The organism is Pseudomonas sp. MYb2, assembly GCF_002979955.1.
In the GTDB taxonomy this organism is placed as follows: domain Bacteria; phylum Pseudomonadota; class Gammaproteobacteria; order Pseudomonadales; family Pseudomonadaceae; genus Aquipseudomonas.
This window is the reverse complement of sequence record NZ_PCQC01000002.1, coordinates 403,299-417,196: the sequence shown is the minus strand read 5'-3', so window position 1 is coordinate 417,196 and position 13,898 is coordinate 403,299. Positions and strand designations below refer to the sequence as shown.

Here is a 13,898-nt window from a genome sequence, read left to right as displayed (position 1 = left end):
GGAGCAGCTCATGAGTTTCGAAATTCGCAAGATCGTCAGCTATGTCGAAGAAACCTTCATCGAAGGCGGCAAAGCCACTGACAAGCCGGTGACCATGGTCGGCCTCGCCGTGGTGATGAAAAACCCTTGGGTGGGCAACGGTTTCGTCGAAGACCTCAAGCCGCAGATCCGCGCCAACTGCTCCGACCTCGGTGCGCTGATGGTTGAGCGTCTGGTCGGCATCATCGGCGGTGCGGAAAAGATCGAGGCCTACGGCAAGGCCGCTGTGGTCGGCGCTGACGGCGAGATCGAACACGCCTCCGCCGTGATCCACACCCTGCGCTTCGGCAACCACTACCGCGAAGCCGTCAACGCCAAGAGCTACCTGAGCTTCACCAACAAGCGCGGCGGTCCGGGCACTTCGATCCAGATCCCGATGATGCACAAGGACGACGAAGGTCAGCGTTCGCACTACATCACCCTGGAAATGCAGATCGAAGACGCGCCGCGTGCCGACGAAATCGTTGTCGTGCTCGGTTGCGCCGACGGTGGTCGTCTGCACCCGCGCATCGGCAACCGCTACATCGATCTGGAAGAACTGGCCGCCGAAAAAGCCCAGTAACCACAATAAAAAGGCATTGCAGGAGCGCTCCATGATTCGGCTCACCGCTGAACTCACCCCGGCTGGCACCAGTTACCTGGCGACCGGCCAAGGCCAGCCCGTGGTTTTGATCCACGGCGTGGGCCTGAACAAAGAAATGTGGGGCGGGCAGATTGTCGGCCTGTCCAGCCAATATCAAGTGATCGCCTACGACATGCTCGGCCATGGCGCCAGCCCGCGACCGGCCAGCGGCACCAACCTGCTCGGTTACGCCGATCAGTTGCTGGAGCTGCTCGATCACCTGAATTTGCCACAGGCCGCAGTGATCGGTTTCTCCATGGGCGGTCTGGTCGCGCGGGCCTTTGCCCTGCATTACCCGCAGCGCCTGCAAAGCCTGGTGGTGTTGAACAGCGTGTTCAACCGCAGTGAAGAACAGCGTGCCGGTGTCATCGCTCGTACCGCGCAAGCGGCCGAACACGGCCCGGACGCCAATGCCGAAGCGGCGCTGTCACGCTGGTTCAGCCGCGAGTATCAGGCGGCCAATCCGGCGCAGATCGCCGCATTGCGCCAGACCCTTGCCAATAATGATCCGCAGGGTTACCTGACCACCTACGAATTGTTCGCCACCCAAGACATGTACCGCGCCGACGACCTGGGCAGCATTCAGGCGCCGACGCTGATCGCCACGGGCGAACTCGACCCCGGTTCGACCCCGGAAATGGCCGAGCAACTGGCACGACGCATCCCCGGTGCAAAGGTTGCCGTGCTGCCCGAGCAACGGCATATGATGCCCGTAGAGTCGCCGCGTCTGGTCAATCAGACGCTGCTGGAATTTCTCCAATTCGCACACTCCCGACAAAACCATATAAAGGGGATCGTTGCATGACACTCGCACGCTTCCAGATGTGCATCGGCGGAGAATGGGTCGACGCCCTCTCCGGGAAAACCTTCGAAAGCCTCAATCCGGCCACGGCGCAAGCCTGGGCCGAACTGCCTGACGCCGATGAGGCGGACGTCGAACGCGCCGTGCAATCGGCACAGACTGCTTTCGACAGCCCGGCGTGGCGCGGCCTGACCGCCACCGCACGCGGCAAGTTACTGCGCCGTCTCGGTGATTTGATCGCAGAGAACAAGGAACAACTGGCGCAGCTGGAAAGCCGCGACAACGGCAAGCTGATCCGCGAGACCCGTGGCCAGGTCAGTTATCTGCCGGAGTTCTTCCACTACACCGCCGGCCTTGCCGACAAGCTCGAAGGCGGCACGCTGCCACTGGATAAGCCTGATCTGTTCGCCTATACCGTGCACGAAGCGATGGGTGTGGTCGCGGCGATCATTCCGTGGAACAGCCCGCTGTACCTGACCGCGATCAAACTCGCCCCGGCCCTGGCCGCCGGCAACACGATTGTGATCAAGCCGTCCGAACACGCCTCGGCAACCATTCTTGAGCTGGCGCGGCTGGCCCTCGAAGCGGGGATTCCGCCGGGTGTGGTCAACGTCGTCACCGGTTACGGCCCGAGCACTGGCGCCGCCCTCACCCGCCACCCGCTGATTCGCAAGATCGCCTTCACCGGCGGCGCGGCGACGGCGCGGCATGTGGTGCGCAGCAGCGCGGAGAACTTCGCCAAGCTGTCGCTGGAACTGGGCGGCAAGTCGCCGAACATCATCTTCGCCGACGCCGATCTGGACAGCGCGATCAACGGCGCGATTGCCGGGATCTATGCCGCCTCCGGGCAGAGTTGCGTGTCCGGTTCGCGCTTGCTGGTGCAGGACGAAATCTACGACGAATTCGTCAGCCGACTGGTCGAACGCGCCCAGCGCATTCGCATCGGCAACCCCCAGGAAGACAACAGCGAGATGGGCCCGATGGCCACCGCGCAGCAACTGGCGGTGGTCGAAGGTCTGGTCGCTGATGCCATCGCTGAAGGCGCGCGTTTGCGCACCGGCGGCAAGCGCCCGACCGATCTCGGCGAAGGCTGGTTCTACGAGCCGACGCTGTTCGAATGCGACCGCAATTCGATGAAGATCATGCAGGAAGAAGTCTTCGGCCCGGTGGCGTCGGTGATTCGATTCAAAGATGAAGCCGAAGCGCTGGCGATCGCCAACGACTCGCAGTTCGGCCTGGCGGCCGGCATCTGGACCCGCGATCTCGGTCGCGCCCATCGCCTCGCTCGCGATGTGCGCTCGGGGATTATCTGGGTCAACACTTACCGCGCGGTGTCAGCGATGGCACCGATCGGCGGCTTCAAGAACAGTGGCTATGGACGCGAAAGCGGCATCGATTCGGTGCTGGCCTACACCGAACTGAAAACGGTGTGGATCAACCTCTCCCAGGCACCGATGCCTGATCCGTTTGTGATGCGCTAGGAGTCCTGCGAAATGATCGAACCCGGCATTTACAAAGACGTCATGAGCTCGTTCCCGTCCGGCGTCACGGTGGTTACTACCGTTGACCCGGAAGGCGGCATTGTCGGCATCACCGCCAGCGCCTTCAGCGCGCTATCAATTGACCCGGCGCTGGTGTTGTTCTGTCCCAACTATGCTTCCGACACGTATCCGGTGTTGCGCGACAGCAAGAAGTTCGCGATCCATTTGCTGTCAGCTGACCAGACTGCCGAGGCCTACGCCTTCGCCGGTAAGGGCAAGGACAAGGCCAAGGACATCGAGTGGCATCTTAGCGAGCTCGGTAACCCGATTCTGGCCAAGGCGACGGCGATCATCGAGTGCGAGTTGTGGCGGGAATACGATGGTGGTGATCACGCGATTATCGTTGGCGCGGTGAAGAACCTGATCCTGCCCGCGCAACCGGTGACGCCGATGATTTACCACAAAGGCAAGCTCGGGCCGTTGCCGACACTGGCCTGACGGATTCACACCACCCCCTGTAGGAGTGAGCCTGCTCGCGATTGGCGGACTGACATTCAACATGGATGTCGACTGATCCACCGCTATCGCGAGCAGGCTCACTCCTACAAGGGATTTGTGGTGACTGGAGGATTTATGAGTAACGAAAAGTACGAAAAAGGCCTGAAAATCCGCACTCAGGTACTCGGTGAAGCCTACGTGCAGCGCTCAATCGACAACGCCGACGACTTCACCCGCCCGCTGCAGGAAATGGTCACCGAATACTGTTGGGGCCACGTCTGGGGACGCGAAGGCCTGTCGCTCAAGGAGCGCAGCATGATCAACCTGGCGATGATCTCGGCGCTCAACCGCCCGCACGAACTGAAACTGCATGTACGCGGCGCCTTGCGTAACGGCCTGAGTCGTGAGCAAATACGCGAAATTCTGCTTCAGGTCGGCATTTATTGCGGCGTTCCGGCAGCCGTGGACAGTTTCCGGCTGGCCCGTGAAGCCTTTGCCGAAGCCGACGCCGAAGCCTCAGTTAACCCCTCGGCTGTTTAGATGCCCGTCTGGCATGGACAGCCAACTTAAAGAGCGGACCCCATGAAACGCCAGCCACTCGACGACAGCTTCAAGGTCAATCGCAACCCCGTTACCCTGCGCGAAATCGTGCTGGACAAACTGCGTAGCGCGATCATGAATTTTCAGCTCATGCCCGGTGATCGTCTGGTCGAGCGCGATCTGTGCGATCGCCTGGGCGTCAGCCGCACCTCCGTGCGTGAAGCCTTGCGTCACCTGGAATCCGAAGGCCTGGTCGAGTTCGCCGATGCCAAAGGTCCGCGTGTCGCCATCATCACATTGGCCGACGCCGTCGATATCTACGAACTGCGCTGCGTGCTCGAAGGTTTGATCGTGCAGCTGTTCACCCTGCGCGCCAAGGCCAAGGACATCAAAGCCCTGGAAAAAGCCCTCGACGACAATCGCAAAGCGTTGAAGGACGGCGAGTTGCAACAGGTCATCGACTCGGTGCAGGGCTTCTACGATGTGCTGCTCGAAGGCTCGGGCAACCATGTTGCGGCCACTCAGTTGCGTCAGTTGCAGGCGCGCATCAGCTACTTGCGCGCGACCTCGGTGTCCCAGGAAAACCGTCGCGGCGCGAGTAATCAGGAAATGGAAAAAATGGTCGCGGCGATCAAGAGCGGCGATCCGCTGGCGGCGCATCAGGCCTGTGTCGATCACGTTCGCGCAGCGGCTGCCGTGGCCCTCGACTATCTCAAGCGCAAACAGGAAGAAACCGGCGCTACGCCCGCGATCACCCTGCCGATCGCGCTGAAAGAACCACGCATAGGTCAATGACATGTTCAGCCCGAGCTTTTGCCCGAAATGCGGTGGCCCTGACCTCGGTCAGCAGATACCGCCGGGCGATACGCACGAGCGCCTGATGTGCCGCGGTTGCGGCTACATCCACTATGTAAACCCGAAGATCATCGCCGGCTGCATCATCGAGCAGGACGGCAAATACCTCTTGTGCCAACGGGCGATTCCCCCGCGCCCGGGCACTTGGACGCTGCCGGCCGGCTTCATGGAAAGCGGCGAGACCACCGAGCAAGCGGCGATCCGCGAAGTCTGGGAAGAAAGCGGCGTGCGTGCGGAAATCGTCTCGCCGTACTCGATTTTCAGCGTGCCGAAGATCAGCGAGGTGTACATCATCTTTCGTGCGATCGCGCAGGAGATCACCGGGCAGTACGGGCCCGAGACGATGGATTACAAATTCTTCGCGCCTGAAGACATTCCGTGGGAACAGATCTATTACCCGGCGATCCGGCAGATTCTTGAGCGCTATATCGAAGAGCGCCAGGCTGGGGTGTATGGGATTTACATGGGCAATGACGACAGCGGCAAGATCCACTTTATCCGCTGATCACGATCTGATCGTTCCCACGCTCCGCGTGGGAATGCCTCTTCGGACGCTCCGCGTTCGGCGTTGAAAGGGACGCGGAGCGTCCCGGGCTGCATTCCCACGCGGAGCGTGGGAACGATCAATACGCGGGGTTTGTGGTGTTGCTTAAGCTGGGGCGATGCCTTCGACGATGATGATTTCCGCCCTCGCCCATTCCTCGCGATAACTTTTCGCTTCCTGATACGCCGCCGAGCGATAGCACGCCACCGCCTGCTCATAACTGTCGAATTCAATCACCACGCTGCGTTGCGGCGTCTCGCGCCCTTCCATCGCCTCGCTGCGCCCGCCTCTTGCCAGAAACTTTGCGCCAAATTCGGCGAACGCCGCCGGCGCGCGCTGGGTGTATTGGCCGTAGTGATCGGCATCGGCTATATCCACATGAGCAATCCAGTACGCCTTCATAGTGACCTCTTTGTTGATTTTGTATTATGGTATACCAATATATTTCCAACGAACCCTGAGAGTCCAGCATGGCCTTCAACAGCATTGAAGAAATCATCGAAGATTATCGCCTCGGCAAAATGGTTTTGCTGGTCGATGACGAAGACCGCGAAAACGAAGGAGACCTGTTGCTGGCCGCCGACCGTTGCACGCCTGAGGCGATCAGCTTCATGGCCCGTGAAGCGCGCGGGCTGATTTGCCTGACGCTCACCGACGACCACTGCCAGCGTCTGGGCCTGGAGCAAATGGTGCCGGCCAATGGCAGCGTGTTCAGCACCGCGTTCACCGTGTCGATTGAAGCGGCGGTTGGCGTGACCACCGGCATCTCGGCGGCTGATCGCGCCTGCACCGTGGCCGCCGCCGTCGCGCCAAATGCTCGCGCTGAAGACCTGGTGCAGCCGGGCCATATCTTTCCGCTACGCGCCAAGGAAGGTGGCGTGCTGACGCGTGCTGGGCATACCGAAGCGGGTTGCGATCTGGCGCGTTTGGCCGGTTTTACCCCGGCCTCGGTGATCGTCGAGGTGATGAACGACGACGGCACCATGGCCCGCCGCCCGGATCTGGAGGTGTTTGCGCGCAAGCACGGGATCAAGATCGGCACCATCGCCGACCTGATCCACTATCGCCTGAGCACCGAGCACACCATCGAGCGGATTGGCGAACGCGAGCTGCCGACGGTGCATGGCACCTTCCGCTTGATCACCTTTGAGGATCGCATCGAGGGCGGCGTGCACATGGCGATGGTCATGGGTGATCTGCGCCGTGAAGAGCCGACGCTGGTGCGCGTGCACGTGATCGATCCGTTGCGGGATCTGGTCGGTGCCGAGTACAGCGGGCCGAGCAACTGGACGCTGTGGGCGGCGTTGCAACGGGTCGCGGCTGAGGGGCATGGGGTTGTTGTGGTGCTGGCCAATCATGAGTCTTCGCAGGCGTTGCTGGAGCGCGTGCCGCAATTGACCCAGCCGCCGCGGCAGTTCAGCCGTTCGCAATCGCGGATTTATTCGGAGGTGGGGACTGGGGCGCAGATTTTGCAGAATCTGGGGGTGGGCAAGCTGCGGCATCTTGGGCCGCCGCTGAAGTACGCTGGCCTGACCGGGTATGACCTGGAGGTGGTAGAGAGTATTCCGTTCACTGAATGAAGCTGCCCTCACCCCAGCCCTCTCCCGGAGGGAGAGGGAGCCGACCGAGGTGTTTAGTAGCTATACACCGACCTGAGATACCGAGTCGAACTCAGATTTGGAACAGCACAAAGATCGGCTCCCTTTCCAATACCGGGTCGGACTCGGTTTTGAACAGCATGAAAATCTGCTCCCTTTCCCCCTCTCCCATTGGGAGAGGGCTGGGGTGAGGGGCTGGATCTGAAATTTCTCCACATCTCTCAAACCTAACACCTCAAAAATCCTCAACCGCCAGATAACCGGTAAGGCAAAGTGCTTGCACAAAGTTTGGAATACCATAATATGATATTCCATAGACCGGACACTCCAACGAACGTCCATCTACTGCTCCCGATAGGCGGGCAACAACGCAAGCCCGCTCAAAAACACAACAATGAGGGCGTGAACATGGTGTTGAACAAAGCTGCAACCGCGATCTTTTTTGCGGGACTGCTCAGCGTCACCGGCCAGGCTGCAATGGCTGCCGAAAGCGTGAACTTCGTCAGCTGGGGCGGAAGCACCCAGGACGCGCAGAAACAGGCCTGGGCCGATCCGTTCAGCAAGGCCAGCGGCATCACCGTCGTGCAGGATGGCCCGACCGACTACGGCAAACTCAAAGCCATGGTCGAGAGCGGCAACGTTCAGTGGGACGTGGTCGATGTCGAAGCCGACTTTGCCCTGCGCGCCGCCGCTGAAGGCCTGCTCGAACCCCTCGATTTCAAAGTCATCCAGCGCGACAAGATCGACCCGCGATTCGTTAGCGATCACGGTGTCGGCTCGTTCTTCTTCTCCTTCGTCCTCGGCTACAACGAGGGCAAACTCGGCGCCAACAAACCGCAGGACTGGAGCGCCCTGTTCGACACCAAAACCTGGCCCGGCAAACGCGCCCTGTACAAATGGCCAAGCCCCGGCGTGCTCGAATTGGCGCTGCTGGCCGACGGCGTGGCCGCCGACAAGCTCTACCCGCTGGATCTGGATCGCGCCTTCAAGAAACTCGACACCATCAAGAAAGACATCGTCTGGTGGGGTGGCGGCGCGCAGTCGCAGCAACTGCTGGCGTCCGGTGAAGCGAGCATGGGCCAGTTCTGGAACGGCCGCATTCATGCCCTGCAAGAAGACGGCGCACCGGTCGGTGTGAGCTGGAAACAGAACCTGGTCATGGCCGACATTCTGGTGATTCCAAAAGGCTCGAAAAACAAGGACGCAGCGATGAAGTTTCTCGCTGCCGCCAGCAGCGCCAAGGGCCAGGCCGACTTCTCCAACCTGACCGCCTACGCCCCGGTCAACCTCGACAGTGTGGAGCGTCTGGATTCGACGCTGGCCCCCAACCTGCCGACTGCCTACGCTAAGGATCAGATCACTCTAGATTTCGCGTACTGGGCCAAAAACGGCCAGGCCATCGCGACACGGTGGAACGAATGGCTGGTCAAATGAAAATGGCGGCCACCGCGTCCCGTCCCTCCACTGCCACCGGGAGCGCGACCAGCGCTGCCGGCTCGGCCCACGGAACCCAGGCGGTTGCGATGCAGCAAGCCCCGTCCCTCAAACAACGCTGGCGCGGCGCCGGCAACCTCGTACCGGCGCTGCTGTTCATCGGCCTGTTCTTTCTCGCGCCGTTGATTGGCCTGCTGTTGCGCGGCGTGCTCGAACCGACCCCGGGCCTCGGCAACTATGAACAACTGTTCGCCAACTCGGCGTATGCCCGGGTGCTGCTCAACACCTTTTCGGTGGCCGGGCTGGTGACACTGTTCAGCTTGCTGCTGGGCTTTCCGCTGGCCTGGGCGATCACCCTGGTGCCGCGCGGCTGGGGGCGCTGGATCCTCAACATCGTGCTGCTGTCGATGTGGACCAGCCTGCTCGCCCGCACCTATTCATGGCTGGTTTTGCTGCAAGCTTCGGGCGTGATCAACAAGGCCTTGATGGCGATGGGCATCATCGATCAGCCGCTGGAGATGGTGCACAACCTCACCGGCGTAGTGATCGGCATGAGCTACATCATGATCCCGTTCATCGTCCTGCCGTTGCAGGCAACCATGCAGGCCATTGACCCGATGATTCTGCAGGCCGGTTCGATCTGTGGCGCCAGTCCGTGGACCAACTTCTTCCGGGTGTTCCTGCCGCTGTGCCGGCCGGGTCTGGCCTCCGGTGGCTTGATGGTGTTCGTCATGTCTCTCGGTTACTACGTCACCCCGGCGCTGCTCGGCGGGGCGCAGAACATGATGCTGCCGGAGTTCATCATTCAGCAGGTGCAATCGTTCCTCAACTGGGGACTGGCCAGTGCCGGCGCCGCGTTGCTGATCGCGATCACTTTGGTGCTGTTCTACTTCTACCTGAAGCTTCAGCCGGAATCCCCGGTTGGCGCCAGTAACGCGAGGTAAGCCGACATGCTCCTGACCCCCAATGCGATGAGCCGGCGCATGCGCTTCGGCTTGTATGCCACCACCGGGCTGATCGGTCTGTTCCTGCTGTTGCCGATCGTGTTTATCGTGCTGCTGTCGTTCGGCTCTTCGCAGTGGCTGGTGTTTCCGCCGCCGGGCTGGACGCTGAAATGGTACGGCCAGTTCTTCTCCAATCCCGACTGGATGAACGCTGCAGCGGCCAGCCTCAAGGTCGCTGTACTGACCACGATCTGCGCCGTGGCTCTCGGTTTGCCGACGGCGTTTGCGCTGGTGCGCGGACGTTTTCCCGGCCGGGAAATGCTCTACGGTCTGTTCACCCTGCCGATGATCGTGCCGCTGGTGATCATCGCCGTGGCGGTGTACGCGCTGTTCCTCAAGCTCGGTTACACCGGGACCATGTTCGCCTTCGTGGTCAGCCATGTGATTGTCGCGTTGCCGTTCACCATCATCTCGATCATCAACTCGCTGAAGCTGTTCGATCAGTCGATTGAAGACGCGGCGGTGATCTGCGGTGCCTCGCGCCTGCAAGCGGTGTTCAAGGTGACCTTCCCGGCGATTCGCCCGGGCATGGTCGCCGGCGCCCTCTTCGCCTTCCTCGTTTCGTGGGACGAAGTGGTGCTCAGCGTGATGATGGCCAGCCCGACCCTGCAAACCCTTCCCGTGAAAATGTGGACCACCCTGCGCCAGGACCTGACACCGGTGATCGCCGTCGCTTCGACGTTGCTGATCGGCTTGTCTGTTTTGGTCATGGTGATCGCCGCCGCATTGCGCCGGCGCAACGAAATCAGCGCCTGAGCGCCCAGGAGTACGACATGAGTGCCGTGATCAAAGACGCTTCCCAGCAGAACGACAAACCCCTGGTCAGCCTGCGCAACCTGAACAAACACTACGGCGACTTTGCCGCCGTCGACAACATCTCGCTGGACATCAAGGACGGTGAATTCCTCACCTTCCTCGGCTCCAGCGGCTCGGGCAAAAGTACGACGTTGTCGATGCTCGCCGGGTTTGAAACGCCGAGCAGCGGCGAGATCCTCGTCAACGGTCAGTCGCTGGTGAATGTGCCGCCACACAAGCGTGACATCGGCATGGTGTTCCAGCGCTATTCGTTGTTCCCGCATCTGTCGGTGCGCGACAACATCGCCTTCCCGTTGGCGATCCGCAAACTGGCGGCCGCCGAACGTGAAAAGCGCGTCGATGCGATGCTGAAACTGGTGCAGCTTGAGCAGTTCGCGCATCGCCGCCCTTCGCAACTGTCTGGCGGCCAGCAACAACGTGTCGCCATCGCCCGCGCCTTGGTCTACGAACCACGCATTTTGCTGATGGACGAACCGCTCGGTGCGCTGGATAAAAAACTGCGCGAGGATTTGCAAGACGAACTGCGCCAACTGCATCGCCGTCTGGGCATCACCATTGTTTACGTGACCCACGACCAGGAAGAAGCCATGCGCTTGTCGCAACGCATCGCGATTTTCAGTCACGGCAAGATTGTCGGTCTGGGTAGCGGTTACGACCTTTATCAGAATCCGCCGAATGCGTTTGTCGCGTCGTTTCTGGGCAACTCGAACTTCCTCAAACTCAAGGCTCAAGGCAATGCGGCGGCTTCGTTTGAAGGACAGTCATTGTCGATTCGCCTGACCGCTGGGTTGCACACCGATCAGGATGTTTTGCTGATGGTGCGGCCGGAAAAGGCACTGGCGTTGAGCGTGGCGCAAGCAATCAGCGAACCGCTGCCGTCGGGTTGGAATGAGGTATCAGCGAAGGTTGTGGAAGTGTTGTTTCTGGGTGAGAGCCAGACGTGCAGCGTAGTCACCTCGGGCGGCACCTCAATGACGGTTAAAGCACTGTCAGCCGCCGGCATGCCGCTCAAGGCTGGCGATCCGGTGCAAGTGCGCTGGGCCACCGCTGATGCTTGCGTCTACACCGAATGGACCGAAAGCGACCTCAACAAAGCCGCCGGCTCCCACTGAAACCCCCTGTAGGAGCTGCCGCAGGCTGCGATCTTTTGATCTTGCCGTTAAAAACAAGATCAACAGATCGCAGCCTCGTTTCACTCGACAGCTCCTACAGGAATGCATTGCAAATGTGGGAGCGGGCTTGCTCGCATAGAGGCTATCGCGAGCAGGCTCACTCCTACAATTGAACCGTGTTTGCCCCTCAGGGCTGCGGTGGCTCTTTTTTTTGCTCTCAAGGCGCGACCGTCACATCGCCCTGCCCACTCTCGGCCAGCGCTGCAGCGACAAACCCTTCAGCCTTCTTGCGCTCGACGAACGCCCGCACATACGCTGCGCCTGCCTCCCGCCCACGGGGCACCGCCATGGCCTGGCGAATCGCCGTGAACGCGCCGTCCAACACGCGGTAACGCGCGTCGGCATCCGCGACTTTCTGCAATGGCTGACGGACACCGGCGGCGGCATCCAGGTGTTGCTCGATAAACAGGTCAACGGCACCCGCCGAGGTTTCGGCACGCTCCAATTGTGCGTGCTGCAGCGTGCGACTGAGGAACAGGTCGTAGGCTGCGCCTTTGCCAACGGCCAGTCGCAATCCTGGCTGATCGAGATCCTCGACGTTGCGATACGAGGCCTGCGCCTCGACCAGATAAGTCCCTTCAATGATCACGTACGGCTCGCTGAACGCAATCTGCGCCTCACGCACCGGCTCGATGGCGAGGAATGCCAGATTCCATACGCCCTCCTCCAACGCCGCGAAGACCTTGCCCGCCGCATCAAAGGTGCGCATCTCCAGTTCGACACCCAGCTCGGCAGCCAGCGCGATCGCCAAAGCCACCGAAACACCTTGCGGCGCACCATCTGCTCTGCGCTGCGCCAGCACCGGGTTACCGAAGTTGATGGCGGCATGCAGCACGCCGTCGGGCACGAGATCGGCCATCACGGCCGGGGTGATTACACTCATCGTGTTGCTCCCTGATTGGATAAGAAATCAATGTGTGTCGTGACTGACAACTGTCGAGGACACAACACCCAGCGGGTAAGCCTTATGTCGGTGCCTGACAGGCACTCAAATGTTCCAGCGCCCGACGCGTCACCGCATCAATGTAAGCCGCGTCACCATAGACCCGCGCCAGCAGAATCGCCCCCTCGTAATCCGCCACCCATTGTCGAGCGGTCAGCAAGGCTTGTCCCTCATCGACCTCGCCTTCCAGCAAATGCGCAAACGCCTTGGCCCATGCATCGAAAAAACCGCGAATCGGCTCCAGCAATTCACTTTTACCGTACGCCGCATCGACCGCCACCACGCCCATCAGGCAACCAATCGAGTCATCCTGAAACAGCCGCGCAGCCTTGCGGCCCATTTTGCTCAGGCGTTCTTGTGGCGTGAGTTTTTCGTCGAAGGCCACGGCAAACAAGGTCTGGTTGATGACCTGATGCGTCCAGTCGAGCACGTCACGCAGCAAGGCCTCCTTGTTCGGATAGTGGTGATAGAACGAAGCCTTGGTAAAGCCGCAAGCGGACGCAAGCACGTCCATGGTGGTGCCATGATAGCCAAGGCGCTTGAAGGTATTGGCGCACCGCAGAAGCAGCTCTTCACGGGGGATTTTCAACGGTCGCACGAGTATTTCCTGATCCGGATAACTGGCGGTGATTCTATGACATAAGCCTGCCCTTCTCAATTTGACGGTTACCAACTGTTCGTTTAGTTTCTATTTACCGAACGGATGGTCAGTAACTGGCCGCCGACAAAAAATCAGGGAGAGCAGAGATGAACGAAGCCAACAGTGGCCTCGGCCGAGTCACCCGCGAACAACGCGGTCAGTTGTTTTTGATCGGTCTGGATCGCGCCGGCAAACGCAACGCATTCGACAGTGCAATGCTGACGGACCTGGCATTGGCCATCGGCGAGTATGAGCGCAATGACGAACTGCGCTGCGCCGTGCTGTTCGCCCATGGCGAGCACTTCACTGCGGGTCTGGACTTGATGGAACTGACGCCAAAACTGGTGTCAGGCGCCTTCAAGTATCCTGAAGAAGGCATCGACCCATGGGGCGTTTCCAAACCGCGCAGGCGTAAACCGGTGGTGGTTGCCATTGAAGGCATTTGCTGGACGGCGGGCATCGAATTGATGCTCAACGCCGACATCAGCATTGCCGCCACCAATGCCCGTTTCGCTCATCTGGAAGTGTTGCGCGGGATCTCACCCGCCGGCGGTTCCACCGTGCGCTTCACCCGCGCAGCGGGCTGGACCGCCGCCATGCGCTACATGCTCACGGGGGAAGAGTTCGATGCCACTGCCGCCCTGCACATGCGCCTGCTGACCGAAGTGGTCGCACCCGGCCAGACTCTGGCACGCGCCATCGAATACGCCGAATGCATTGCCAAGGCTGCGCCTCTGGCGATTCAGGCGACGCTGCAATCGGCGTTTCTGGCGCAGGATCAGGGAGACGATGTGGCACTGTCGAAGCTTGATGAACAACTGCTGGCCCTGATCAAAACCGAGGATGTCCGCGAAGGCGTCATGGCGATGATGCAAAAGCGCGAACCGCAGTTCAAAGGTCGCTGAAGGCT

Annotated in this window: 16 protein-coding genes; 13 read left to right on the top strand and 3 right to left on the bottom strand. The window is 60.5% G+C overall.

Going from position 1 to position 13,898, the window contains the following annotated elements; all coding sequences use genetic code 11:
* Nucleotides 1-10 precede the first annotated feature (10 nt).
* The 7 genes from CQ009_RS04860 (at nucleotide 11) to CQ009_RS04830 (ending at nucleotide 5,342) form a co-directional block, all read left to right on the top strand.
* Entirely contained in the window at nucleotides 11-601 is a 591-nt protein-coding gene (locus CQ009_RS04860; RefSeq protein ID WP_007917992.1) for an amino acid synthesis family protein, read from the top strand.
* A gap of 31 nt (nucleotides 602-632) precedes the next feature.
* A complete protein-coding gene (locus tag CQ009_RS04855; protein ID WP_008088048.1) occupies nucleotides 633-1,466 on the top strand; it encodes an alpha/beta fold hydrolase in 834 nt (277 codons plus the stop codon).
* A complete protein-coding gene (locus tag CQ009_RS04850; RefSeq protein ID WP_105705041.1) occupies nucleotides 1,463-2,944 on the top strand; it encodes an aldehyde dehydrogenase in 1,482 nt (493 codons plus the stop codon). Before CQ009_RS04855 ends, CQ009_RS04850 begins: the two co-directional genes overlap by 4 nt.
* Before the next feature lie 12 nt (nucleotides 2,945-2,956).
* Nucleotides 2,957-3,442 (top strand): flavin reductase family protein, encoded by a 486-nt coding sequence (locus CQ009_RS04845; protein ID WP_016984497.1) that lies wholly within the window; start codon nucleotides 2,957-2,959, stop codon nucleotides 3,440-3,442.
* A gap of 135 nt (nucleotides 3,443-3,577) precedes the next feature.
* Nucleotides 3,578-3,982, top strand: coding sequence for a carboxymuconolactone decarboxylase family protein (locus tag CQ009_RS04840; protein ID WP_016984498.1), 405 nt, complete (start codon nucleotides 3,578-3,580; stop codon nucleotides 3,980-3,982).
* Between the two features lie 42 nt (nucleotides 3,983-4,024).
* Nucleotides 4,025-4,777, top strand: coding sequence for a GntR family transcriptional regulator (locus tag CQ009_RS04835; RefSeq protein ID WP_064392974.1), 753 nt, complete (start codon nucleotides 4,025-4,027; stop codon nucleotides 4,775-4,777).
* 1 nt (nucleotide 4,778) lies between these two features.
* The gene (locus CQ009_RS04830) at nucleotides 4,779-5,342 is read left to right on the top strand and encodes an NUDIX hydrolase (RefSeq protein WP_105705040.1); all 564 of its coding nucleotides are present in this window, start codon (nucleotides 4,779-4,781) and stop codon (nucleotides 5,340-5,342) included.
* Between the two features lie 144 nt (nucleotides 5,343-5,486).
* Here CQ009_RS04830 and CQ009_RS04825 read toward each other — a convergent pair whose 3' ends face one another.
* Nucleotides 5,487-5,783, bottom strand: coding sequence for a DUF1330 domain-containing protein (locus CQ009_RS04825; protein ID WP_064392976.1), 297 nt, complete (start codon nucleotides 5,781-5,783; stop codon nucleotides 5,487-5,489).
* A 68-nt stretch (nucleotides 5,784-5,851) separates the two neighbouring features.
* Here CQ009_RS04825 and ribBA point away from each other — a divergent pair, with 68 nt between their 5' ends.
* The 5 genes from ribBA to CQ009_RS04800 all read left to right on the top strand — a co-directional run bounded on the left by ribBA (nucleotide 5,852) and on the right by CQ009_RS04800 (nucleotide 11,345).
* Nucleotides 5,852-6,961, top strand: a complete 1,110-nt coding sequence (gene ribBA / locus CQ009_RS04820; protein WP_105705039.1) for a bifunctional 3,4-dihydroxy-2-butanone-4-phosphate synthase/GTP cyclohydrolase II — start codon at nucleotides 5,852-5,854, stop codon at nucleotides 6,959-6,961.
* A gap of 426 nt (nucleotides 6,962-7,387) precedes the next feature.
* Complete coding sequence (locus tag CQ009_RS04815; RefSeq protein ID WP_064392978.1) at nucleotides 7,388-8,413, top strand: ABC transporter substrate-binding protein; 1,026 nt, start codon at nucleotides 7,388-7,390, stop codon at nucleotides 8,411-8,413.
* Nucleotides 8,410-9,357 (top strand): ABC transporter permease, encoded by a 948-nt coding sequence (locus CQ009_RS04810; protein WP_064392979.1) that lies wholly within the window; start codon nucleotides 8,410-8,412, stop codon nucleotides 9,355-9,357. The genes CQ009_RS04815 and CQ009_RS04810 overlap by 4 nt, the downstream gene beginning before the upstream one ends.
* Before the next feature lie 6 nt (nucleotides 9,358-9,363).
* Nucleotides 9,364-10,173 carry an ABC transporter permease gene (locus CQ009_RS04805; protein ID WP_007918021.1) on the top strand — a complete coding sequence of 270 codons (810 nt, stop codon included), beginning with the start codon at nucleotides 9,364-9,366 and terminating at the stop codon, nucleotides 10,171-10,173.
* Between the two features lie 17 nt (nucleotides 10,174-10,190).
* Nucleotides 10,191-11,345 (top strand): ABC transporter ATP-binding protein, encoded by a 1,155-nt coding sequence (locus CQ009_RS04800; protein ID WP_064392980.1) that lies wholly within the window; start codon nucleotides 10,191-10,193, stop codon nucleotides 11,343-11,345.
* Nucleotides 11,346-11,562: 217 nt separating this feature from the next.
* Here CQ009_RS04800 and CQ009_RS04795 read toward each other — a convergent pair whose 3' ends face one another.
* On the bottom strand, nucleotides 11,563-12,288 hold the full coding sequence (locus CQ009_RS04795; RefSeq protein WP_105705037.1) for a transporter substrate-binding domain-containing protein: 726 nt from the start codon (nucleotides 12,286-12,288) through the stop codon (nucleotides 11,563-11,565).
* Between the two features lie 82 nt (nucleotides 12,289-12,370).
* Nucleotides 12,371-12,946 (bottom strand): TetR/AcrR family transcriptional regulator, encoded by a 576-nt coding sequence (locus tag CQ009_RS04790; RefSeq protein WP_038368069.1) that lies wholly within the window; start codon nucleotides 12,944-12,946, stop codon nucleotides 12,371-12,373.
* A 149-nt stretch (nucleotides 12,947-13,095) separates the two neighbouring features.
* On the opposite strand from CQ009_RS04790, the gene CQ009_RS04785 reads away from it, so the two are divergent.
* Entirely contained in the window at nucleotides 13,096-13,893 is a 798-nt protein-coding gene (locus tag CQ009_RS04785) for a crotonase/enoyl-CoA hydratase family protein (protein ID WP_105705036.1), read from the top strand.
* Nucleotides 13,894-13,898: the final 5 nt, after the last annotated feature.